Raw genomic sequence first — 24103 nt, forward strand, 5'->3', positions numbered from 1 at the left:
TCCCATCGCTTCAGGAGCGGCGCGCACGGGTGACTGCCCGCCGCGTCGTTCCTCGGTCGTTCTCTGCTGGTGGTCCCGGCGGCGGCCGACAAGTGTCGGCCGTTCGTCAGGGGTTCGTGGTCCCGCGGATGCCGCGGGTCACTGGCCCTTCTGCCGCGGCGCCTCGATGGTGCCGCCGTGCAGATCGACCGGCTGGGGCGCCGTGCCCTTCGACGCGGCCGACCCCTTCTTGCCATCATCGGCCTTGTCCCCCGTCTTCACCGGGGAGGGCGCGCCGGGAACCGCCGGAGCGGGGATGAGAACCTTCGGCGCGTCCTTCTTCACGGCCGCGGTCGGGTTGCCGGAGACGCTGAGACGGTCCAGGTTGATGTACCCGGGCGCCGGGGCGGGGACCATGCCCGCCTTGGCGGCCTTCGCGGCGAGGTTCTGGGGCGCCACGTTGTTCTCCACCTGGGCCGTGAGCGCCTCGTTGCCCTCGGTCAGCGCCGTCTGCTCGTTGCGCAGCTTGATCAGCTCGTACTGGCCGCCGGACACGTTGATGTTCAGGACGAGCACGGCCACCAGCGCCGAGGCCAGGACGAGGAAGCAGAACACGACGAACGGCGTGCGACGGCGGCTGGGCCCGGCGGGGACCACCGACAGGGGCGTCCGGCGGCGCGGTTCGGTGCGCGCGCGGCCGGCGGCCTCGTGGACGGCGGGCGCATCGGGCTGGGTGGTGACGGCACTCATGCGCCTCTCCTGTCTGTGTGGTGGCCAGTGCGGGGTGGTGCGGGATCCTCGAGGATGCGTTCGGCCGCCCGGAGGCGGGCCGAGGCGGCGCGGGGATTGGCCGCGATCTCCTGCTCGGTCGGGGTCTCGGTACCCCGGGTGAGCAGGCGGAAGCGCGCCCGGTGCTCGGGCAGCTCGACGGGGAAGCCCTTCGGGGCGCTCGACCGCGACGCCGCGGCCAGGTCGCGCTTGACGATGGCATCCTCGAGCGAGTGGTACGAGAGCACGACGATCCGGCCGTGCAGCGCGAGGGCGGCGAGGGCGGCCGGGACGGCCCGCTCGAGCACGTCGAGCTCCTCGTTCACGGCGATGCGCAGGGCCTGGAAGGTCCGCTTCGCGGGGTGGCCGCCGGTGCGGGCGGCGGCCGCGGGCACGGCGGAGCGGATGACGTCGACGAGCGCACCCGTGGTCGCCAACTCGGCGGTGGTGCGAGCGGTGACGATGGCGCGGGCGATGCGACCGGCGAACTTCTCCTCGCCGTAGCGGCGGATGATCCGCACGAGCTCGGACTCGTCCGCGGTGTTGACCAGCTCGCGGGCGGTGATGCCGGTCGTCGTGTCCATCCGCATGTCCAGCGGGGCGTCCTGGGCGTAGGCGAAGCCGCGGTCGGCCTCGTCGAGTTGCAGGGAGGAGACGCCGAGGTCGTAGAGGGCGCCGTCGAGGTGGTCCACGCCGGCCTCGGCGAGGGCGTCGGGCACCTCGTCGTAGACGGCCTTGACCAGGGTGGCCCGATCACCGAAGGGGGCGAGGCGTTCCCCGGCCAGCGCGAGGGCCTGGGGGTCGCGGTCGACGCCGATGAGGCGCAGATCAGGGAAGCGGGTGAGCATCGCCTCGCTGTGGCCACCCATGCCGAGCGTCGCGTCCAGCACCACGGCACCGGGGCGGTCGAGGGCAGGAGCGAGAAGGTCGAGCGTGCGGTTCAGGAGGACGGGGGTGTGGCGCATCGACGTCGGCTTCTGCCCGCTCATCACACCTCGCCCCACCTCGTGCCGCGCACCGTCCCGGCGACCGGGAAGCAGTGTCACGGCCGTGCCGGGCCGCCTCCGTGGGAGGGGGTGGTCCGGCGTCGTCATGTCCTGATCAACAATCGCATCCGGATGGCCCGTGAGCCGGGACGGACGCGCGCGACGCGCCGTGATGTCGGTGCAGTCGGATCCCCATCCGCGCCTGCCCCCGTCAGCCTGACTCCGGGGAAGGTGAGTCAGGTCGAGAGGACGGGCGGCTGGAGATCCCACCACAGCGCATCCGGCGCGTCGCAGGGTTCCCGTCGTCATCGTCGTGGCCTCAGAAGACACCCGGCAGGGCGTCCTCGTCGGTCTCGGAGAAGGCGTTCTCCTTCTCCGTCAGGTACCCCTGCCAGGCCTGGGCGTCCCAGATCTCGGCTCGGGTCCCTGCGCCGATCACGGCCAGTTCCCGGTCCAGCCCTGCGTAGTCCCGCAGCGCCGCAGGGATGGTGACCCGTCCCTGCTTGTCCGGCACCTCGTCGGAGGCGCCGGAGAGAAAGACCCGAATGTAGTCCCGGACCTGACGCGACGAGATGGGGGCTTGTCGCATCTGTTCGTGGACTCGTTCGAACTCCTTCTGACTGAACACGTAGAGGCAACGTTCCTGCCCTCGGGTGAGCACCAGGCCCTCCGACAGTTCCTCGCGGAACTTCGCCGGAAGAATGAGACGCCCTTTCTCGTCGAGACGGGGCGAGTACGTTCCCAGGAACACCTCGCACCCCCAAGCGCGTCTCCGTCATCCTCTACTACGCTCCACTTTACTCCACCGCCCTCCACTGTCAACGCACATCGTTCCCCGATCGCCGTGTCCGCGCGTCCTGGCGCGGATCGGGGGTGTGGGCTGCGGGCACACGACGCCGCGGACACCGGATCGGAGCGCACGGCGGCTCACGCGAGTGGAGTGCCTTCTCCGGGGCCGGGAGGAGAGCGTCCGACCCGACGCCGCACGATGCGGCACCCCTCGGCGGCACCCCTGCTTCCCTGTCAATCCGGCGATCTCCGGTGTCGGCGGTCTGCTCTCGGTGGCACGGCGGTACGCGATCGACGGCGCCGTCGCGCCGGCACCGCCCCGGGGCTCGACGCTCGTCGTGGAGGGAAGTGGAGGACCCCGGTGGAGCGGAGTGGAGGACCGCCGTCACGGAGCGGGAGGAACAGGCGCCGACGACCGGCGCTTCGGGTACACCCCGGACATGACGAAGGGCCCGCCGTGGCGGGCCCTTCGCAAGCTCGGTGATCAGGTGTCGTGCAACCTCGTCAGCCGGACGACCGTGACGTCCGGCCGGGGGGCCGGCGGTCCACCGACGTGACCGACGGTGTCAGGAGTCGTCGCGCCGACGCTCGTCCCATCGTTCCTCGAGGGACGTCATGAAGGCGCTGCGCCGGGGCCGGGCGGAACTCCCCCCGCCGGCGGCCCCGTCCGCCGGGGTGCGGCGGCGCCGGGACGAGGCCCAGTAGATGCCGGCACCCATGATGAGGAAGCCGAGGACGCCGAGCACGATGATCTGCGACGAGATGCCGAACAACAGCACGAGAACGCCGACCACGGCCACGAGCGATCCGAGGATGATGTGCCGGGCGGCCACCGATCGCGTCGACCCGGACCCGAGTGTGCTCGCCAGTTTGGGGTCCTCGTTGTGCAACTGCTGTTCCAGCTGCTCGAGCAGGCGCTGCTCGTGCTCCGACAGTGGCATCACTGCCTCCTTGCCCTCGATCCGACCTGAAGGATCCCCGCGCCCCGCTGATTGGCCCGTGAGGAAAACTCCGACTCCTGGTCTGGAGAACGATTCTCGCACGGATGATGTTCCCTGATCGCTCGGATTCCGAGCAGTTTCTGGGGGGTCGTCCCGAGGGGTCGCTCCTACCACGCCGTCGAGTTGCGGCCGCGCAGTCAGAACAGTGTGTCCTCCACCAGAATAGGGTCCCGCCGAACGCAATGGAAAGCGGTCTTATCGATGACGGGGATATCCCTCGCGGCCCCACCCGGAGCGGGCCTGTGGCGGCGGTGTCCCGGCGTCGCCGGGACGCCGTTCGCGCCCCGTACCAGGGGCGTCCGGAGACCCGTCCGGTGCCGGCATCCGGGCACCGGGCGACGTCGTGGTCCGGGAGCCGGCGGAGTTCCCGGAGGACCTCGGACGCCCCTCCGTCGATGCCCCACCACGGGCCGCCGCGGCGCTCTCCCCCGCCCCCGGCCGGCCGGCCGGACCCGGCAGCAGGCGCGCCGGGCCCACGGCCGTGGAACCGAACCGCCGGTGGACGTCGTCGAGGGTGCGTTCAGCGGTGCGCCAGTTGTTCTCCTGCCGGTCGATGCTCAGCTGCTCGGCGACGCCGGTGGCATCCGCCAGCGACTCGGCGCGCAGACCGATGAGGCGCACCGGCAGGGGCCGCGGTCCGAGCGCACGCAGCAGGGCGACGGAGACGGCGTGCAGCCGCGCGGCGCTGTCGATGCCCTCCACCAGCGAGTGGGACCGGGTGAGGGTCGTGAAGTCCGAGTAGCGGACCTTGATCGAGACCGTGCGGCACTGCAGGCCCGCGGCGCGCAGCCGAGCGGCGGTGCGGTGGGCCAGGCGCAGCAACTCCGCCTCGAGCCGCACGTCGGCCGCGACGTCGACGGCGAACGTCTCCTCGGCGCCCATGCTCTTCTCCACCCGAACCGGTGTCACGGACCGCGGGTCGATGCCCCACGAGAGCCGGTGCACGTGTTCCCCGGTGGCGCCGAGCATCCGCCGCATCGTCTCGATCGGCGTCGCCGCGAGCTGGGCGACCGTGGAGATGCCGGCCCTCGCCAGCACCTGCCGGGTCTTCTCCCCCACGCCCCACAACGCCGTCACCGGCAGCGAGTGCAGGAAGTCGACGGTGTGCTCGGACGGGATCAGCAACAGGCCGTCGGGCTTGGCCTGCGTCGAGGCGATCTTGGCGACGAACTTCGTGTCGGCGATGCCGACCGTCGCCGGCAGGCCGAGTTCGGTCCGGATGCGCTCGCGCAGCATCCGCGCGATCTGCAGGGGCTCGCCGAGTCGCCGGACGGCGCTGCCCACGTCGAGGAACGCCTCGTCGACGCTCACCTGTTCGACGAGGTCGGTCACGCGCGCGAACTCCGCCATCACGCGGGCCGACATGCGCCGGTACTTCTCCATGGACGGGACGACGATGCGCACCTGGGGGCACAGCCGTTGCGCAGCCCCCACCGGCATCGCCGACCGGACGCCGTAGGCCCGCGCCTCGTAGGACGCCGAGAGCACCACGGATCGCGGCGACGCCCCGCCGACCAGCACCTCGTGCCCCTTCAGCGACGGGTCGTCCAGTTCCTCGACGGAGACGTAGAACGCGTCCATGTCCACGTGCATGATGACGCTGCCGCGCGGGTTGCGCGCGGACGGCGTCCCCGGCGCTCCCTCGACCCCGGCCCGCGTTCGTCCCTGCCCGCTCACGGTGTCCATGCTAGAAGTCGCCGCCGACATTTCCGGACGGGCCCGCACGGCCGGGTCGGCAGACGCCGCGCCCGCGCCGGCCGGGACGGAGGGCACGCCGGCCGGCGCTGCCCGGGCCGACCCTAGACTGGCAGGACCGCAGCCCCGAACCGGAGGAGTCCGCATGTCCGCACCGGTACGCCAGGTCCACGACGTCCCCGCCGACGACCGGGCCTTCGTGGCCGCCGTCGACGCCGCCCTGACGACCTTCCTGCGTGCCGAGGGCGAGAAGCTGATCGCCATCTCGCCGGACGGGCGGCACCTCGTCGACGCGGTCGCCAGCCTGAGCAGCGGGGGCAAGCGGATGCGCGCCACGCTTTGCTACCGGGGCTGGACCGCGGTCGCCGACCCGGCCGCGGTCGACGTCGTCGCCGCGGGCGTGGCCCTCGAGCTGTTCCAGACCGCGGCCCTGATCCACGACGACATCATCGACCGCTCGGACACCCGGCGCTCCGTGCCGAGCGTGCACCGCCGCTTCGAGGCCCTGCACGCCGAGCAGGGCTGGGCGCTGGACGGCGCGCACTTCGGCGTCTCGGCGGCCGTCCTGGCCGGTGACCTGTGCCTGAGCTGGAGCGAGCAGGTGTTCGGCTCGCTCGGGCCGGCCGCCGCGAGCGGAACCCCGGCGCGCCTGATCTTCGACCGGATGCGGATGGAGGTGCTGACCGGCCAGTACCTCGACGTGCTCGAGGAGGTCGCCGGGCCGCAGCGGGATCCCGCGGAGGCGGTCGAGCGCGCCCGCACGGTGTCCTCCTACAAGTCGGCGCGGTACTCGGTGGAACGTCCGCTCGTGCTCGGCGCGGCTCTCGCCGGCGGGGATCCCGATCTGATCGACGAGTTCAGCGCGGCGGGCCTGCCCCTGGGCGAGGCGTTCCAGCTGCGCGACGACGTCCTCGGCGTCTTCGGCGACCCGGCCCTGACCGGCAAGCCCGCCGGGGACGACCTGCGCGAGGGCAAGCGCACCGTGTTGATCGGTTACGCCCTGCAGGACGCGGGAGCCGACGACGCCGCCTACCTGAGCAGCTGCCTCGGCCGCCCGGACCTGGATGCGGCGGCGATCGAACGGCTCCGGGCGATCCTCACCGACTCGGGCGCCCTGCGCCGGACCGAGGACCTGATCGGACAGCTCCACCGGACCGCCGTCGACCGGATCGGCCGCCTGGCGGTTCCGGGCGAGGTGCGGGACGCCCTCGTCGGCCTCGCCGATCGCGCGGTGACCCGGCAGGCCTAGGCCGTCGGGCCTGTTCCGTCGGGCCGACACCGCCGATCGGCGGGAGCGTCAGCGAGCGCGAGTGGACGGCCGAGTCACCAGGCGAGGGCCTGCGCCCGCCGGCGGATCTCGGTCTTGCGGCCCGTGCGCAGCGCGTCGATGGGCCGGCCCGGCAGCGACTCGTCCGGCGTGAAGAGCCAGCGCAGCGCCTCGTCGTCCCCGAACCCGGCGTCCCGCAGCACGCTGATCGTGCCGCGCAGGCTGTCGACGGGCCCGTCCTCGGTGATGAAGTCGGCCGGGACGCTGCGCACCGGCGGCCGTCCCACGCGCATCGCGAGCAGCGTGCCGTCGTCGATGAGGCGATGCACCTTCGTGACCTGCAGTCCCAGCCGTTCGGCGACGTCGGGCAGGGGGAGCCAGTCGCTCACGAGCTCGGTGAGGTCGGTCTCACCGTTCGGGGCGGGCTGCGACGTCGTGCCGTCGGACGGGGTCGTGTCATGCGTATCCACCCGCTCAGGGTGTCACGGACCGGGCTCCGGTGCCACGTCGAGCCCCACGTCGCCGACCCGGCTCGATCCGCGGCCTGCCGGGGATCGAGGCCCTGCCGCGACCGGCGCGACACGATCGACATCACAGCGATGAAATCCGGTTTCGCGAGACCTGTTTGTGATATCGCGATTGTCCGGTAGATTCACAGCTGTCTCATTCGCCACACCTTCAACACCGGAACCATCCTCATCATGCCGACTGGGGAAGCAGAGGATGGTTCCGGTGCCGGGTGCCCCCGATCCTCGAGGACGACCATGTCTGCTGCCCACTCTCATGCCGTGCCCCCGGGCCCCTCTGACACGCCCACGTCGAGCCGCCGTGTTCTCGGAGCCGCTGTCACCGCCGCCACCGTTCCGGCCGTGATGCTCTCGTCGCTCGCCTTCGCCGAGCCCGCCGCCGCCGCACCCGTCCAGGTGCCGGCCCACACCGTCGCCCACGTGCCGCTCGTCGGCGCCCCCGCCGTGCAGGCCCCGAGCCGCCTGGCCCCGATGCGGGCCGTCCCCTCCCGCTACACCGTCCAGCGCGGCGACAGCGTGTGGGCCATCGCCTCCCGGTACGGCCTCAATCCCACATCCGTCCTCGCCCTCAACCGGCTGACGGGCGCGAGCGTCATCCACCCGGGGCAGGTCCTCCGACTGACCGGCACCGTCAGCGCCCCCGCCCGGCGAGCGGCCGCCGCTCCCCGGCCGGCCAGCGCCGCCCCGGCGACCCCATCCACCTCGTACACCGTGCGGTCCGGCGACACCCTCTCGGCGATCGCCGCGCGCCACGGCATCGGCCTGTCGTCGCTGCTCGCCGCGAACGGGCTGACGATGTCCTCGATCATCTACCCGGGCCAGCACCTGCGCCTGTCCGGCTCGCAGGCTCCCCGCGTGGTCGCCAGCACGGCGAAGCCTGCTCCCAAGCCCGCCGCGAAGCCGGCGGCCGCGCCGTCCGGCCGGTACACGATCCGCAGCGGCGACACCCTCGGCGGGATCGCCAACCGCCACGGCATCTCCCTGCAGTCGCTGCTGAACGCCAACCACATGACGGTGCGGACCATCATCTACGCCGGCCGCACCCTGGTCATCCCGGGTCGCGGGACCACCGTCGCGCCGCAGTCGAGCTCGACGAAGGTGCCCAGCACGTTCCTGCACTACACGTACCCGAAGGACGTCGTCGCGGACGCGAACAAGAACAAGGCGGCGCTGCTCGCGGCCCACCTGCCGAGCCCGGCGCAGATGCAGCAGATCGTCGCGAGCACCGCGCGGTCCATGGGCGTCAACCCGGCGCTGGCGATGGCGTTCGCCTACCAGGAGTCCGGGTTCTCGGCCTCGGCGGTCTCGCCGGCGAACGCGATCGGCGTCATGCAGGTCATCCCGTCGTCCGGTGAGTGGGCCTCGCAGCTCGTGGGCCGGCACCTGAACCTGCTGAACCCGTACGACAACGTCACGGCCGGCGTCGCGATCATCCGGTCGCTCGTGCGGTCCAGCAAGGACCTGGACCACGCGATCGGCTCGTACTACCAGGGGCAGGGCTCGCTCGCGCAGCACGGCTTCTTCTCCGACACCCGCGCCTACGTCAACGCCGTCAAGGCGCACATGAAGCGCTTCAGCTGACGCGAGTGCGTCACGGGGCAGGTCCCCGTGGGTCGGGCCCCGGTGCGAGTGTTGCGCCGGGGCCCGACCCGTCTGCATCGTACGATCGACGGGTGCATCGTGTACCCGACCGGCTGGTGGGCCGGGTGATCGACCAGCGCTACGAGATCGTCGAGCAGCTGGCGCGCGGGGGCATGTCCACCGTCCATCTCGCCATCGACANCGGCTGGTGGGCCGGGTGATCGACCAGCGCTACGAGATCGTCGAGCAGCTGGCGCGCGGGGGCATGTCCACCGTCCATCTCGCCATCGACACCCGCCTCGATCGCGAGGTGGCGGTCAAGGTGATGGCGGACCATCTGACCGCCGATCCCGACTTCCTCGACCGGTTCATCCGCGAGGCCCGGGCCGCGGCCCGCCTGAACCACCCTCACGTCGTCCAGGTGCTCGACCGGGGGGCCGACGACGACGTCGTCTACCTGGTGATGGAGTACGTGCCGGGCCGCACGCTGCGCCAGGTGCTCGACGAACGCGGGCGGCTCACGCCGCGCCACGCGCTCGCGCTGATCGACCCGGTGATCGACGGGCTCGCCGCGGCGCACGAGGCCGGCCTCATCCACCGGGACGTCAAGCCGGAGAACGTGCTGATCGGGCACGACGGGCGGGTCAAGGTCGCCGACTTCGGGCTGGTCCGCGCGATCACCGCTCCGAGCCGGTCCACGACGCTGCTCGGCACGGTCGCCTACATCGCGCCGGAGGTCGTCCTCGGGGAGCCCACGGACGCCCGCAGCGACCTGTACTCCGTCGGCGTCCTGCTCCACGAGCTGCTCACGGGACGCCAGCCGTTCACCGGCGACAGCGCCGTCCAGGTCGCCTACGCCCACGTCAACTCCGCGGTCCCTCCCCCGTCGCGGCTCGTGCCCGGCCTCTCGGCGGAGCTGGACGAGCTGGTGCAGTGGTGCGCCGCCGCGGATCCGGACAACCGTCCGGTCGACGCCCGTGCCCTGCTCGAGGAACTGCGGCACATCCAGAGCACCCTCTCGGACGAGGACCTCGACGCGGACGGTCCCGGCGCTCCCGGTGCCGGCGTCCCCCCGGTCGGTCGTCCGGGCCTCGGTGCCCCGGTGCGGGACGACGGGGACGGCGACGAGGGGGACGACGGCCCGACGCCGAGTCCGGGCATCACTGCGGCCGCGGCCCGGGACACCGAGCGGACCGCCCTCCCGGCACGACCGGACCGGCAGCCCCGGACGATCCACGCCGCGGACGGCCACACCGAGGTCATCGCCCCGCTCGCCGCCACCACGGCCGTCCCGTACCCCGGTTCACCGGACGGCACCGCGCCGACGACGGCGCTGCCGTGGTCCCCTGCCGAACTGGACGACCCTGCCGAGCTGAACGACCCTGCCGAACTGGACGACCCTGGCGAGCTGAACGACGCTGCCGAGCTGGACGACGCCGGTGCGACCACCGTGCTCCCGGGCCCCGCCGGCGACGCCCGGTTCGGCTCCCGGGACCAGGACGCGTCCGGTCGCCCCGGTTCGGGCGGCCACGAGCCCGGTCCCCGTGACGACGGCGGCCGCAGGGACGCCCGGCCGGCCGCCCGGGGCCGGGGCGTCTCCCCCACGCTCTCCCTGCACCACGGCCACCCGCGACGACGCGGCGCCCTGCTCATCGTGCTCGCCGTCCTGGTCGCGCTCATCGCCGGCCTGCTCGCCTGGTTCTTCGGCTACGGGCCCGGCGTCGCGGTCGCCGTGCCCGACGTGCGGGCGCGCACGCTCGCGGTCGCCCAGCAGTCCCTGGCCGACCTGGGCCTCGCCGGCACGGTCCGCCGCGTCAACGACGAGATCGCGGCCGCCGGCACGGTGATCGACACCGACCCCGCCGCGGACACCTCGATCCACCGCTACCAGCCGGTGACCCTGTACGTCTCCGCCGGACCGACACTGTACGCGGTGCCCGGGGTGATCGGCCGGACCAGCGCCGAGGCGCAGGAGGCGATCACCGGCGCCCGGCTCGGTGTCGGCACCGTCAGCGGGGCCTGGAGCGAGACGGTGGCCAGTGGCCGGGTGATCAGTCAGTCCCCGGCCGCCGACGCCCAGCGCCGTGCCGGCGCGGACGTCGACCTCGTCGTCTCCCGCGGACGGCAGCCCGTCGACGTCCCGGGTCTCACCGGCACCACCGAGGAGCAGGCGCGCCGGCGACTCACCGACGCCGGGCTCGTGGCCGCCGTGGCGCCCGCCCGCGTCTTCAGCAGCACGGTGCCCGACGGTGCGGTCGCCTCCCAGTCGCCGGCCGGCGGCCAGGCCCCGCGTGGTTCGACCGTGAACCTCACCCTCTCGAAGGGGCCGCGCATGGTCGCGATACCGAACCTCATCGGCCGGCAGGTGGACGACGCGCGCCGGGAGCTGGAGGCCGCAGGCTTCCAGGTGGACGTTCGCAACGTGCTCGGCGGCTTCTTCGGCACGGTCAGGGCCCAGGATCCCCGCGGCGGGACGGCACCGGAGGGGTCGACGATCGTCCTGACCGTCGTCTGACGCTCGTCGCGGTCGTCGTTCCGAACGCGGAGACGACGACGGCGGCGGAGCGTGACACTCCGCCGCCGTCGATGGTCGGACAGTCGAGCTCAGTCGACCAGATCCGGCCCGGTCGGACGGATCTGGCTCAGTGGCCGGCGAGGGACTCCGCCGCGAGGAACGCCAGTTCCAGGGACTGCTGGTGGTTCAGCCGCGGATCGCACACCGACTCGTAGCGCGTCAGGAACGCCTCCTGGTCGATCCGGTCCGAGCCGCCCAGGCACTCGGCGACGTCGTCACCGGTCATCTCCACGTGCATGCCGCCCGGCACGGTACCGAGCTCGCGGTGCACCTCGAAGAAGCCGCGGACCTCGTCGACGACGTCGTCGAAGTTGCGGGTCTTGTACCCGTTCGGTGAGGTGACCGTGTTGCCGTGCATCGGGTCGGTGATCCACAGCACGGTCGCGCCGCTGTCCTTGACCGTGGTCACGAGGTCGGGCAGCTTGTCGCGGATGACGCCGGCGCCCATCCGGCTGATGAAGGTCAGCCGTCCGGGCTCGCGGTCCGGGTCCAGCCGCTCGATGAGGCCGAGGACGTCCTCGCGACTCGTCCTGGGACCGAGCTTGACGCCGATCGGGTTGCGCACGCGGGAGAGGAAGTCGACGTGCGCGCCGTCGAGGTCGCGGGTCCGCTCCCCGATCCAGAGGAAGTGCGCGGACGTGTCGTAGGGCAGCCGGCTGCGCGAGTCGATGCGGGTCAGCACCCGCTCGTACTCGAGGACGAGCGCCTCGTGGCTGGCGAAGAACTCGACGCCGCGCAGGGCGTCGAAGTCCGCGCCGCACGCGGCCATGAACTTCAGGGCCCGGTCGATCTGGGCGACCGTCGACTCGTACCGCACGTGCGCGGGGTGGGCCGCGAAGCCTCGGTTCCAGTCGTGCACGGCCCGCAGGTCGGCGAAACCGCCCTGCGTGAACGCCCGGATCAGGTTCAGGGTGGAGGCGGCGTTGTGGTAGGCGCGCACCAGGCGCTTCGGGTCGTGGCGGCGGGACTCCTCGGTGAAGTCGTATCCGTTGACCATGTCGCCGCGGTACGCGGGCAGCGTCACGCCGTTGCGGGTCTCGTCGTTCGACGAGCGGGGCTTGGCGAACTGGCCGGCCATGCGGCCCATCTTGATCACCGGCAGCGAGGCGCCGTAGGTCAGCACGACCGCCATCTGCAGGATGGTGCGCACGCGGGCGCTGATCCGGTCGGCGGTCATGCCCTCGAACGTCTCGGCGCAGTCCCCGCCCTGCAGGAGGAACGCCCGGCCCTGGGCGGCGGCGGCCAACCGGGAGCGGAGCTGGTCCACCTCGCCGGCGAAGACGAGCGGCGGGGCTGAGGAGAGCTCGGTCAGGGCCGCGTCGAGCTGGGGGTCGTCCTGCCAGCCCGGCTGCTGCTCGATCGGCAGCGAGCGCCACGCGTCCAGGCCCGGATACACGGCGGCGCCCTCCTGGGTGCCGGTCGCGGGGATCATACGGGAACCAGGGGTGGCTGCGTCAAGACTCACGCGACCAGCGTACCGGCGGGGCGAGCGGGCGCCGAAAACGGACCGCTGCGCGACGCCTCACCATCGCGGCGCTCCTGCGATGCGGGTGCGGCTCAGTCCGCCGGCGTCGTGTCCCCGTCGGTGACGCCGGACCGCTTCTGCTTCTGCTTCTGGGCGAGCTGCGCCTTGACGGTGGCGGCGTACACGTCCGGCACGTAATCCTGCCCCGACAGCCGGGAGAGGGTGTCCATGATCTCGTCGGTGACCGTCCGCAGCACCGCGCGGTCCTCGTGCTGGCCGTGGTAGCGGCTGAAGTCCAGCGGCGGCCCGATGATGATGCCGACCCGCCGCACGTGCGGGATGATCCGGCCGATGGGCTGGACCTTGTCGGTGCCGATCATGGCGACGGGTACGACGGGCACGCCCGCCTGCAGCGCCAGCGTCGCGACGCCGACCTTCCCGCGGTACATCCGGCCGTCGGGGCTGCGGGTGCCCTCGGGATAGATGCCCAGCAGTCTGCCCTCGCGCAGCACCTCGGCGCCGGCGGTCAGGGACAGGGCGCTGGCGGCGCCGCCGGAGCGGTCCATCGGGATCTGGTTGATGAGCCGGAAGAACAGGGCGATCACCCACCCCTTGGGGCCCTTGCCCGTGAAGTACTCCTGCTTCGCGAGGAAGGCGACCGGGCGCGGCACGACGACCGGCAGGAACACCGAGTCGGAGAACGAGAGGTGATTGCTCGCGAGGATCGCCCCGCCCGCGGCGGGGACGTGGCGCAGTCCGCTCACCCACGGCCGGAAGACCAGGACGAGGAGCGGACCGACGACGAGGTGCTTGAAGAACCAGTAGACCAAGGAATGCCCTTCCCGCTCCGATGACGCCATCACCCTACCGGCGAGCCGCTCCGGCGACGGGATGTTGCGCGTGGCGACGGGACCGACCACGACGGTGCCTTCAGTGGCACGATAGGACCATGCGGGCCACTGAAGACTTCCTCGCGTTCTCCCGGGCCGGCTCCGGCGAGCGCGAGCGCACCGGCGTCGTCGTCTGTCACGGATTCACCGGCTCCCCCGTCTCCGTGCTGCCCTGGGCGCGCCATCTCGCCGACGCGGGCTTCGCGGTCCGGGTGCCGCTGCTGGAGGGGCACGGAACGAGCTGGCAGCAGCTGAATCGGACGAGCTGGCAGCAGTGGTACGGCAGCCTGGTCACCGCCTACCACGACCTCGCCGACCAGGTCGACCGCGTCGCGGTCGCCGGCCTGTCGATGGGCGGGACGCTCGCGCTGCGGCTGGCCGCCCAGTACCCCGTCGCCGGTGTCACGCTCGTCAACCCGGCGATGACGTTCGCGTCCCCGGCGGCGCGCTGGGTCGGCGCGCTGAAGTACGTCCGCCGGTCCCTGCCCGCGATCGGCAGCGACATCAAGGCCCCCGGCGTCGACGAGCAGGCCTACCCGCGTACTCCCCTGGCCGCGACGCACGAGCTGGCCCGGCTGTTCGCCGCGACCGTGCCGCTGCTCGGTGACATCGACGCTCCCGTGCAGATCTTCAGGTCCACGGTCGACGGGGTGGTGCCCGAGAGCAGCCTGACGGCGATCGTGGACGGCCTGCGGGCCGCACCCGAGGTCGTCCGGCTGCAGAACAGCTACCACGTGGCGACGCTGGACAACGACGCTCCGGAGATCTTCGACGCCTCGGTCCGCTTCCTCGACGCGTGCGTCCATCCGGGCACTCGGATGGACGCCCGCGGCGATGACGCGGTCGACGAGGCGCCCGCGCGATGAGCGACCCGCGTCCGGTGGACCCGTCCCGCTCGGACGACGAGGCGGCGTGGGAGGACCTGGTCCGCCGCTTCCACGAGTCGGATCCCGTCACCCCACCGCCGGCGTCCACCCCGGCCGGCCCCGACCCTGCGGGCCCGCGCGACCACGTCGTCGAGGAGCCGGAGGAGGACTTCGTGCCGCCCGAGCCGGCGCCGCTGAGCACGGCCGAGCCGGCCCTCGCGGCGGCGTGGACCGGCGTGGGGGTCTCCCTCGGGCTGCTGCTCGTCATCACCGTGTTCGCCCGCTCCACCCCGAGCCTGCTCACGTGGGCCCTCGCCGGGCTGTTCCTGGTCAGCGCCGGGTACCTCGGCTACCGGCTGCCGCGCGACCGGCACGACGGCGACGACGGCGCGCAGGTCTGACGCTCGGCGCCCAGCTCAGTACCGCGCGGATCAGTACGGCCCCGGATCAGTCCGGCCCAGGTCGACACCGCCCGACTCAGCACGCACAGACGGGACCGACCGGCTCTGCAGCCGCGAACGAGCGCGGACGAGCGCGGACGAGACCGTCGGTTGCCGCGTGATCAGCGGCGAGCGCGGGAACTGACGCGTGCCAGATCCGCCGCTCCCACGAGGCCCGCGTCGGGACCGAGCTCGGCGGCCTCGATCGGGGCGACCGGGCGGAAGCCGCGGCCGGTCAGGTGCCGGGCGAAGGCGCGCCGGGCGGGTTCGAGCAGGAGGTCGCCGGCCGCGCCGAGGCCGCCGCCGATGACGAACCGCCCGGGGTCGAGCGCCGCCGCGAGGTTGGCCAGCCCGATCCCGAGCCACGTCCCCATGTCCTCGAGCAGTTCCCGGCTGGCCGGGTCCCCGTCGATGGCGAGAGCCGTGACGAGGGCACCGGAGATCGCCTCGGGGTCGCCGCCGGCCTCGGCGAGGAGCCGGTGGGCGACGGGCGAGGCCGCCCGGGCGAGGCCCCGTGCCTCGCGCCCGAGCGCGTTGCCCGAGGCGTACTGCTCCCAGCAGCCGCGATTGCCGCACTCGCACCGGTGCCCGTCCGGCACGACGATCTGGTGGCCGAACTCCCCCGCCAGGCCGAACTCGCCGCGTTCGAGCTGCCCGTCGCGCACGAGCGAGCCGCCGATGCCGGTGCCCAGCGTGATGCACGCGAGCCGGGAGACGTGCCGTCCCGCGCCGAACCGGTACTCGCCCCACCCGGCGGCGTCCGCGTCGTTGACCACGAGGATCCGGCGACCCAGCCGGGCCTCGAGCGTGGCCCGCAGCGGCTCGTTGCGCCACGCCAGGTGCGGGCTGAACAGGACGGTCGAGCCGCTCAGGTCCATCCACCCCGCGGCGCCGATGCCGACCGAGAGGATCCGGTACTCGGCGGAGAACTCGCGGACCAGCCCGACGATGGTCTCCTCGACCGCCGCCGCGTCGGTGGCCGGCGTCGAACGCTGCGCCCGGGCGATGACGGCCCCCTCGGCGTTGACCACGCCGGCCGCCACCTTCGTCCCGCCGATGTCGACCCCGAGGGACAGCGAGCGCCGGGCCAGCCGGGACGGCAACCGACGCGGCGACCGGGCGCCGAGGGGATCGCGCCGCGTGTGCCGGGCGACCGGCCACGGCCGGGCCCGGCCCAGCCCGAGGGACCGGTCGCGGCCGCCGGCGGTGCGGGAGGAACCGGGAGCGGGCAGCGAGAGGTCGTCCATGGCCGCCAGTGTAGGTCGGAGAGATGGGCGGACCCGGCCGGCGGGATCGCCGCGAGTTTGGCCGGGAGACCCGTCGGCTTATAGTTACTCGTTAGTAACTTCGGTCATGATGCCCGTATCCGGCCGATAAGCTGATCCGACCAGCAGACGGCGGCGACGGCCTCCACGTCAGGGCCGACCCGTGCGTGTGCTGCACACGATGTCGAAGGAGCTCTCGTGCGCGAAGCCGTCGTCCCGGCCCTGGTCGAAGTGGACCCGGACCTGAACATCACCGATCTGCTGCTGCGGCAGGTGGCCCGTCCGAACGACCCCGCGCTGTTCGCCCGCCGCGGCGCCGACGACGCCTGGGTGGACGTGCCCGCCTCCCGCTTCCTCGCGGAGGTCTCCGCGATCGCCCGGGGACTGATCGCCGGCGGCATCGGGCCCGGTGACCGCATCGGCATCATGTCCTCGACCAGCTACCAGTGGTCCCTCGTCGACTTCGCGATCTGGTTCGCCGGAGCGGTGTCCGTGCCCGTGTACGAGACCTCTGCGCCCAGCCAGGTCGCCTGGAACCTCAGCGACTCCGGGGCCACGGCGATCTTCGTCGAGTCCGAGCGGCATCGCGACATCGTCGAGCGGGCCCGGCGGCAGGAGGATCTCTCCGCGGTGCGGGAGATCTGGGTCATGGACGACGCCGGTCTCGCCCCGCTCGTCGAGGCCGGACGGGACGTTCCCGCGGACACCCTCGAGGAACGGCGCAGCGCCGCCGGCCTGGAGGACACCGCGACCATCATCTACACGTCGGGGACGACGGGTCGGCCCAAGGGCGTCGCCCTGACGCACGGCAACTTCGTGCGGCTGTCCGACAATGCGGCCGCCGCCATCGCGTCCGTCGCGCACGACGGCGCCCGCACCATCATGTTTCTGCCGCTGGCGCACGTGTTCGCGCGCTTCATCGCAGTTCTCGCCGTCTCCGCCGGCTGCGTCGTCGCCCACACCCCGGACGTGAAGAATCTGCTGCGCGACCTGCAGGGCTTCCGCCCCGACTTCATCCTCGTGGTCCCCCGCGTGTTCGAGAAGGTGTACAACGCCGCCAAGCTCAAGGCCGAGGACGGCGGGCGCGGGAAGATCTTCGCCGCGGCCGAGCAGGTCGCGATCGACTGGTCGCGGGCGCGGCAGGACGGCTCCGTTCCGCTCGGGCTGCGCGTCAAGCACGCGGTGTTCGACCGGCTCGTCTACGGCAAGCTGCGCGCGGCGATGGGCGGGCGGGTCCGCTTCGCCGTCTCCGGCGGCGGCCCCCTCGGCGAGCGCCTGGGTCACTTCTTCGACGGCATCGGCGTGACTGTGCTCGAGGGCTACGGCCTGACCGAGACGACGGCGCCGCTGACCGTGAACACTCCCGAGAAGATCAAGATCGGCACCGTGGGACCGGCGCTGCCGGGCAACGGCATCCGGATCGCCGACGACGGCGAGGTGCTCGCGACCGGCGTGTGCGTCAGCCCCGGCTACTGGCGACGGGACGACCTGAACGCCGAGGCCTTCACCGACGGCTGGTTCCACACGGGTGACCTGGGCGAGCTCGATGCCGACGGCTATCTGCGCATCACCGGCCGGAAGAAGGAGATCATCGTGACCTCCGGCGGGAAGAACGTCGCCCCGAGCGGCCTCGAGGACGCCATCCGCGCCGACACGCTCATCTCCCAGTGCATCGTCGTCGGCGACCACCGCCCGTTCATCAGCGCGCTGGTGACGCTCGACGAGGAGGCCTTGCCGGGCTGGCTGCAGCGCAACGGCCTGCCGACCCTGTCCGTGGCCGAGGCCGCCGGCAACGACGCCGTCCTCGCCCGCGTGCAGGAGCTCGTGGACGGGGCGAACGAGAAGGTGTCCCGGGCCGAGTCGATCCGGGCGTTCCGCGTGGTGCCGACCGACTTCACCGAGGCCACCGGCCACCTGACGCCGTCGTTGAAGCTGCGGCGGGCGCGGGTGATCGCGGACTTCGAGGACGTCATCGAGGACATCTACACGGCGAAGCAGCGTTGAGCACAGCCGACCAGCGCTGACGACCCCGAACCGGTCGGGACGAGACCGCTAGCCGCCGGTGTTGAGGCTGAGCAGGGCGTTCTCGACGACCTCGGTCAGCGCAGGGTGGATCCAGTACTGGCCGCGGGCCATCCGGTGGGCCGGCAGGTCCGTGTGCATCGCCTGGATCAGCGGCTGGATGAGCATCGACGCCTCGTGGCCGAGCAGGTGGGCGCCGAGCAGGCGACCCGTGCCGCGTTCGGCGAGCAGCTTGACGATGCCCGTCTCGTCCTCCATCGCCCACCCGTAGGCGGTGCTGCCGTACTCCTGGACGGCGACGGCGAGCTCCTCCCCCACGGCGGTGCAGTGGTTCCGCGCCTCGTCCTCCGTCATCCCCACCTGAGCGAGCTGCGGGTGCGTGAACACGGCCGACGGCACGAACCGGTGGTCGCTGGCCAGCAGGGGGCCGGTGGCGGTGAGGTTGTGCGCGACGACCCGGGCCTCGTGGTTGGCCACGTGCTTGAGCTGGTGCTCGGAGCTGATGTCGCCGAGCGCCCAGAGCCCGGGCACGGGCCGATCGTCGGCGAGCACGCGCTGGAACCCGTCCACGCGCAGCCGCCCGTCGTCGTGCAGGTCGAGCCCGGCGTCGACGGCGCCGAGCCGGTCCGTGTTGGGGATGCGACCGGCGGCCATGAGCACGAGGTCGGCGTCGGCGTGGCCGGCGTCGTTCCCGTCGACGTCCATCAGTGACACCCGCACGGGGCCGGTTCCGGGCGCGTCCTCGTCGGCCGGGGTGATCGCGGTGACCTCGGTGCCGAGCCGGACCTCCCACTGCTTGCCGGCCAGCTGCGTGAACCGCTCCGAGATGGTCGCGTCCAGGTGCGTGAGCAGGCCCGTCCCGCGCACCACCTGGATCACCTCGACGCCGATCTGGGCGAAGATCGAGGCGAACTCTGCGGCGATGTACCCGCCGCCGACGATCACCAACCGGCGAGGCGCCTCCGGGATCCGCATGACGGTGTCCGAGGTGTGCACCTGCGGCAGGCCCGCGCCGAGCACGGCGAGTTCGCGGGGGCGGGAGCCGGCGGCGATCACCACCTGGTCCCCGGTGACGGTGCGCCCGGACGCGGTGACGAACTCGCGCGGTCCGGTCATCCGCGCCTGCTCGGCGTAGAGCGTGACGTTCTCCTGCCCGGCGTCGCGGTACGCCCGGCCGTTCGCGGAGATGGCGTCGATCCGCCCGAAGATGCGGTCCCGGATCTGCTGCCAGTGCACGGCGTCGCGGGTGAGGTCGACGCCGAGCCGACCGGCCTCGGCGGGTGCGCCCGCGAGACCGGCCGGGTAGACGAACATCTTGGTCGGGATGCACCCGACGTTCAGGCACGTCCCGCCGAAGGTCCCGCCCTCGATGATGGCGACGGACCGGTCGTCCCACTCCGGCCCGAGGAGGCTGTTCCCCGAGCCGGAACCGACGATCACCAGGTCGTGGTGGGCGGTCATCGGCGGTCGGTCATCCGAGGACCACGATCAGGTCCCCGCCCTGCACCTGGGCGACGCCCTGCAGCGCGACCCGGGACACGGTGCCGCCGGCCGGGCTCGTGATGGCCGCTTCCATCTTCATCGCCTCGATCGTGGCGACCGTGCCACCGGGGGCCACGGTGTCGCCCTCGTTGACGGTCACGGTGACGGCTCCGGCGAACGGCGCCGCGACGTGGCCGGCGTTGCCGGGGTCGGCCTTCTCGGCCTCCTTGACGTCCGACTCGACGGTCCGGTCCCGCACCGTCACCGGGCGGCCCTGCCCGTTGAGCGTGCACATGACGGTGCGCATGCCGCGGTCGTCGGGCTCGCCGACGGCGTCCAGGGTGGCGATCAGCCGCACGCCGCGCTCGAGCGGGATGACGTGCTCGGTGCCGCTGCGCAGCCCGTACAGGTAGTCCCGGGTGTCGAGGACGGACACGTCGCCGTAGAGCTCCCGCGTGTGCGTGAAGTCCTTCGTCGGGCCGGGGAACAGCAGGCGGTTCAGCGCATCCCGGCGGGACGGCGAGTCACCGGCGAGGGCGGCCCGGTCCTCGTCGCTGATGTCCTCGGTGCGCGGCTTGACCGTGCGGCCCTGCAGCGCCTTCGTCCGGAACGGCTCGGGCCAGCCGCCCGGCGGGTCGCCGAGCTCGCCGGAGAGGAACTGGATGACCGAGTCGGGGATGTCGAACCTCTGCGGATCCGCCTCGAAGTCCTTCGGATCCACGCCCTGCCCCACCAGCTGCAGGGCGAGGTCGCCGACGACCTTGGACGACGGCGTGACCTTCACGAGGCGGCCGAGGATCCGGTTGGCCTCGGTGTACATGTCCTCGATGGCCTCGAACTTCTCCCCCAGGCCCAGGGCGATGGCCTGCTGCCGGAGGTTGGAGAGCTGGCCGCCGGGGATCTCGTGCCGGTAGACGCGGCCGGTGGGCCCGGGCAGGCCGGACTCGAAGGGGGCGTAGACCCGGCGGACCGCCTCCCAGTAGGGCTCGAGGGCGCTGACGTTGTCCAGGTTCAGGCCGGTGTCCCGCTCGGTGTGGGCGAGGGCGGCGACGAGGGCCGATGCCGAGACCTGGCTCGTGGTGCCGGCCATCGAGGCCGTCGCCACGTCCACGGCGTCGACGCCGGCGTCGACCGCCGCCATCAGGGTGGCCAGCTGGCCGCCCGCCGTGTCGTGGGTGTGCAGGTGCACCGGCAGGTCGAAGCGCTCCCGCAGGGCGCCGACGAGCTTCGCGGCGGCCGCGGGCCGGAGCAGGCCGGCCATGTCCTTGATCGCGAGGATGTGCGCCCCGGCGTCGACGATGCGTTGCGCCAGGTCCAGGTAGTAGTCCAGCGTATACAGGGTCTCGTTGGGGTCGAGCAGGTCCGCCGTGTAGCACAGCGCCACCTCGGCGATCGCGGTGCCGGTCTTGCGGACCGCGGCGATCGCCGGCTCCATCTGGCTGACGTCGTTCAGGGCGTCGAAGATGCGGAAGATGTCGATGCCGGTCTCGGCGGCCTCCGCCACGAACGCGTCGGTCACCTCCACCGGGTACGGGGTGTAGCCGACGGTGTTGCGGCCGCGCAGCAGCATCTGCAGGCAGATGTTCGGGACGGCCTGCCGCAGCTTGGCGAGCCGCTCCCACGGGTCCTCACCGAGGAACCGGAGCGCGACGTCGTAGGTCGCCCCGCCCCACGCCTCGATCGAGAGCAACGTGGGGGTGAGCACCGAGACGGCCGGGCCGGCGGCCACGAGGTCCCGGGTGCGCACGCGCGTGGCCAGCAGGGACTGGTGGGCGTCGCGGAACGTCGTGTCCGTCACCGCGACGGCCCGCTGGGCGCGCAGGTCCGCGGCGAAACCCTCGGGGCCGAGCTCGAGCAGCCGCTGCCGGGAGCCCGACGTCGGCACGGCCGGCAGGGTCGTCGTCGTCAGGGCCCCGTCGGACGGGCCGACGGGCAGCTTGAGCGCCGGGTCGTCGTGCACGGGGTTCTCGCCGTTGGGCTTGTTCACCGTCACATCGGCCAGCCACGTCAGCAGGCGGGTACCGCGGTCGGCCGAGCCGCGGGCCTGGAGCAGCTCGGGGCGCTCGTCGATGAACGACGTCGCCACGTTGCCGGCGACGAACTCGGGATCGTCGAGCACCGCCTGCAGGAACGGGATGTTGGTCGAGACGCCGCGGATGCGGAACTCGGCGAGCGCACGCCGGGCCCGGGCGATGGCGATCGGGTAGGTACGGCCGCGGCAGGTCAGCTTGACCAGCATCGAGTCGAAGTGCGGGCTGATCTCGGCGCCGGAGTAGATGGTGCCGCCGTCGAGCCGGACGCCGGCGCCACCGGCGGACCGGTAGCCGGTGATCCGCCCGACGTCGGGCCGGAAGCCGTTCGCCGGGTCCTCGGTGGTGATGCGGCTCTGCAGGGCGGCGCCGTTGATCCGCACCGTGTCCTGGCTCAGGCCCAGATCCTCGAGCGTCTCGCCCGCCGCGATGCGCAGCTGCGACTGGACCAGGTCCACGTCGGTGATCTCCTCGGTCACCGTGTGCTCGACCTGGATGCGCGGGTTCATCTCGATGAAGACGTGCTGCCCGGCGCGCTCCCCGACGGTGTCGACGAGGAACTCGACGGTGCCCGCGTTCTGGTAGTTCAGGGCCTTCGCGAAGGCGACGGCGTCCCGGTACAGGGCCTGCCGGATGTTCTCGTCCAGGTTCGGGGCGGGCGCGATCTCGATGACCTTCTGGTGGCGCCGCTGCAGGGAGCAGTCCCGCTCGAACAGGTGCATGACGTTGCCGTGGCCGTCCGCGAGGATCTGCACCTCGATGTGGCGCGGCCGCAGCACGGCCTGCTCGAGGAAGACGGTCGGGTCGCCGAACGCGGAGTCAGCCTCCCGCATGGCCGCGTTCAGGGCCTCCGGCAGTCCCTCCCGGGTGTCCACCCGCCGCATGCCGCGGCCGCCACCCCCGGCGACGGCCTTGACGAAGATGGGGAAGCCGATCTCGTCGGCGGCGGCGATCAGCGTGTCGGGGTCGGCGCTCGGCTCGCTCGAGGCCAGCGTCGGGATGCCCGCCTCCTTGGCGGCCTTGAGCGCGGCGACCTTGTTGCCGGCGAGCTCGAGGACCTCGGCCGGCGGCCCGACGAACGTGATGCCGGCGTCGGCGGCCGCCCGCGCCAGGTCCGGGTTCTCCGAGAGGAACCCGTAGCCCGGGTAGATCGCGTCCGCGCCGGACTCCTGGGCCACGCGGATGATCTCGGCGACGTCCAGGTAGGCGCGGACGGGGTGGCCCTCCTCGCCGATGAGATACGCCTCGTCGGCCTTCTGCCGGTGGATCGAGTTGCGATCCTCGTAGGGGAAGACCGCGACGGTCTTCGCGCCCGACTCGTAACCGGCGCGGAACGCCCGGATGGCGATCTCCCCGCGGTTGGCCACCAGGATCTTCGAGAACATGAGGCGGTACTCCTCTGCGTCGTCGCGCGCGTCATCGCGCGCCCGGGTCAGGTGTGTTCATACCTTAGCCGTCAGGGAGCGGCCCCGGGCGTGCCCCTCGTCACACCCCTTCCCGCGGGCCTGTCTCCCCTAGGATGAGAAGCGGTGCGCACCGCCGGCGCATCGCCGGGAGAGGAAGCGGAGTCACGCGTGCACGTCGTCAGCATCACCAGTCTCAAGGGCGGCGTGGGGAAGACGACGGTCACCCTCGGCCTGGCCTCCGCGGCCCTGCACGCCGGGCTGCGGGTGCTGGTGGTGGACCTGGATCCCCACGCGGATGCGACGACGGCCCTGGCCGTCCGACGGGGCCGCGGCATCGACGCCGGTCACCTCCTGCGCAACGACCGGCGGCAGCGCCTCTCCGAGGCGGTCGCCGCCAGCGCGTGGAGCCGCGAGGAACGCTCCCGGGTGCCCGGCACCACCGGCCGGCTCGACGTCGTGCCCGGGTCGGCGTACAGCGGCATCTTCGATCGCCCCGACCTCGGCCGCCGCGACCTGAAGCGGCTGCAGCGGATCCTCACCCGCGACGAGGAGACCGCCGCGGCCTACGACGTCGCCCTGATCGACTGCCCGCCCTCCCTCAACGGGCTCACCCGCATCGCGTGGACGGCCAGCTCCGGGGTGCTCCTGGTCGCCGAGCCGGCCCTGTTCTCCGTGGCCGGCACCGAGCGGACCCTGCGGGCGATGGACCTGTTCCGGCGCGAGTACGCCCCGGGGCTGCGCACCGCCGGCGTCGTCGCCAACCGCGTACGCCAGGAGCCCCCGAGCAGGCGTTCCGGCTGCGCGAGATGGAACGGATGTTCGCCTCGCTCCTGCTGCGACCCGCGCTCGTCGACCGCCCGGTGCTGCAGCAGATCCAGGGCGCCGCGCACGCGGTGCACCACTGGCCCGGTGCCGAGGCCGCCGCCGCGGCACGGGACTTCGACGCGGTGCTCGCCGGTCTGGGCGACCTGATCGAGGACGAGGCGCCGGACGCCCTGCCGACCACGGCCTGAAGCCGCGGCCCGCTACCCGGCTCCGGGGACATCCGTCGTCACCCCGGAGCGTGCGC

General features: G+C 72.7%; 17 protein-coding genes and 1 pseudogene. 7 read left to right on the top strand and 11 right to left on the bottom strand.

The annotated features are described in order from the left end of the window. Positions 1–138: 138 nt before the first annotated feature. From ftsL to dinB, 5 genes are all read right to left on the bottom strand, one after another. On the bottom strand, positions 139–729 hold the full coding sequence (gene ftsL, locus V6N00_RS10575; RefSeq protein ID WP_334232172.1) for a cell division protein FtsL: 591 nt from the start codon (positions 727–729) through the stop codon (positions 139–141). Continuing rightward, a complete protein-coding gene (gene rsmH / locus V6N00_RS10580) occupies positions 726–1736 on the bottom strand; it encodes a 16S rRNA (cytosine(1402)-N(4))-methyltransferase RsmH (RefSeq protein ID WP_334232174.1) in 1011 nt (336 codons plus the stop codon). Before rsmH ends, ftsL begins: the two co-directional genes overlap by 4 nt. Positions 1737–2052: 316 nt before the next feature. Then, positions 2053–2484: a division/cell wall cluster transcriptional repressor MraZ gene (gene mraZ / locus V6N00_RS10585; RefSeq protein WP_334232175.1), complete on the bottom strand. Its 432-nt coding sequence runs from the start codon at positions 2482–2484 to the stop codon at positions 2053–2055. A 604-nt stretch (positions 2485–3088) separates the two neighbouring features. Then, a complete protein-coding gene (locus tag V6N00_RS10590; RefSeq protein WP_334232177.1) occupies positions 3089–3463 on the bottom strand; it encodes a DUF3040 domain-containing protein in 375 nt (124 codons plus the stop codon). A gap of 255 nt (positions 3464–3718) precedes the next feature. Then, the gene (dinB, locus tag V6N00_RS10595) at positions 3719–5209 is read right to left on the bottom strand and encodes a DNA polymerase IV (protein ID WP_416385068.1); all 1491 of its coding nucleotides are present in this window, start codon (positions 5207–5209) and stop codon (positions 3719–3721) included. Between the two features lie 154 nt (positions 5210–5363). Between dinB and V6N00_RS10600 the strand changes: the two genes are divergently transcribed. Beyond that, positions 5364–6467, top strand: a complete 1104-nt coding sequence (locus tag V6N00_RS10600; RefSeq protein ID WP_334232182.1) for a polyprenyl synthetase family protein — start codon at positions 5364–5366, stop codon at positions 6465–6467. 74 nt (positions 6468–6541) lie between these two features. On the opposite strand, the gene V6N00_RS10605 is transcribed toward V6N00_RS10600, so the two are convergent. Further along, complete coding sequence (locus V6N00_RS10605) at positions 6542–6955, bottom strand: Rv2175c family DNA-binding protein (RefSeq protein ID WP_416385069.1); 414 nt, start codon at positions 6953–6955, stop codon at positions 6542–6544. A 402-nt stretch (positions 6956–7357) separates the two neighbouring features. Here V6N00_RS10605 and V6N00_RS10610 point away from each other — a divergent pair, with 402 nt between their 5' ends. Together V6N00_RS10610 and V6N00_RS10615 are read left to right on the top strand one after the other, a co-directional pair. Beyond that, complete coding sequence (locus V6N00_RS10610) at positions 7358–8593, top strand: LysM peptidoglycan-binding domain-containing protein (protein WP_334232256.1); 1236 nt, start codon at positions 7358–7360, stop codon at positions 8591–8593. A 217-nt stretch (positions 8594–8810) separates the two neighbouring features. After that, complete coding sequence (locus V6N00_RS10615; RefSeq protein ID WP_334232184.1) at positions 8811–11108, top strand: Stk1 family PASTA domain-containing Ser/Thr kinase; 2298 nt, start codon at positions 8811–8813, stop codon at positions 11106–11108. A 127-nt stretch (positions 11109–11235) separates the two neighbouring features. Here V6N00_RS10615 and V6N00_RS10620 read toward each other — a convergent pair whose 3' ends face one another. Together V6N00_RS10620 and V6N00_RS10625 are read right to left on the bottom strand one after the other, a co-directional pair. After that, complete coding sequence (locus V6N00_RS10620) at positions 11236–12600, bottom strand: class II 3-deoxy-7-phosphoheptulonate synthase (RefSeq protein WP_334232258.1); 1365 nt, start codon at positions 12598–12600, stop codon at positions 11236–11238. Between the two features lie 125 nt (positions 12601–12725). Next, a complete protein-coding gene (locus V6N00_RS10625) occupies positions 12726–13463 on the bottom strand; it encodes a lysophospholipid acyltransferase family protein (protein ID WP_334232260.1) in 738 nt (245 codons plus the stop codon). A gap of 119 nt (positions 13464–13582) precedes the next feature. Here V6N00_RS10625 and V6N00_RS10630 point away from each other — a divergent pair, with 119 nt between their 5' ends. After that, positions 13583–14389 (top strand): alpha/beta hydrolase, encoded by an 807-nt coding sequence (locus V6N00_RS10630; RefSeq protein WP_334232185.1) that lies wholly within the window; start codon positions 13583–13585, stop codon positions 14387–14389. Next, positions 14386–14790: a hypothetical protein gene (locus V6N00_RS10635; protein ID WP_334232186.1), complete on the top strand. Its 405-nt coding sequence runs from the start codon at positions 14386–14388 to the stop codon at positions 14788–14790. Before V6N00_RS10630 ends, V6N00_RS10635 begins: the two co-directional genes overlap by 4 nt. 161 nt (positions 14791–14951) lie before the next feature. On the opposite strand, the gene V6N00_RS10640 is transcribed toward V6N00_RS10635, so the two are convergent. Further along, on the bottom strand, positions 14952–16076 hold the full coding sequence (locus V6N00_RS10640) for an ROK family glucokinase (protein WP_334232188.1): 1125 nt from the start codon (positions 16074–16076) through the stop codon (positions 14952–14954). A gap of 216 nt (positions 16077–16292) precedes the next feature. On the opposite strand from V6N00_RS10640, the gene V6N00_RS10645 reads away from it, so the two are divergent. Next, on the top strand, positions 16293–18098 hold the full coding sequence (locus tag V6N00_RS10645; RefSeq protein WP_334232190.1) for an AMP-dependent synthetase/ligase: 1806 nt from the start codon (positions 16293–16295) through the stop codon (positions 18096–18098). A 48-nt stretch (positions 18099–18146) separates the two neighbouring features. Here the strand turns inward: V6N00_RS10645 and V6N00_RS10650 are convergent, their stop codons facing one another. Both V6N00_RS10650 and V6N00_RS10655 read right to left on the bottom strand, forming a co-directional pair. Continuing rightward, complete coding sequence (locus V6N00_RS10650) at positions 18147–19577, bottom strand: mycothione reductase (RefSeq protein ID WP_334232192.1); 1431 nt, start codon at positions 19575–19577, stop codon at positions 18147–18149. 10 nt (positions 19578–19587) lie between these two features. Then, entirely contained in the window at positions 19588–23013 is a 3426-nt protein-coding gene (locus tag V6N00_RS10655) for a pyruvate carboxylase (RefSeq protein ID WP_334232194.1), read from the bottom strand. Between the two features lie 189 nt (positions 23014–23202). Between V6N00_RS10655 and V6N00_RS10660 the strand changes: the two are divergent. Next, a pseudogene (locus tag V6N00_RS10660) lies at positions 23203–24047 on the top strand (ParA family protein). The last annotated feature ends 56 nt before the right edge of the window (positions 24048–24103 follow it).

Origin of the sequence: Tersicoccus mangrovi, from assembly GCF_036881825.1 — a bacterium.
GTDB lineage: Bacteria > Actinomycetota > Actinomycetes > Actinomycetales > Micrococcaceae > Tersicoccus > Tersicoccus mangrovi.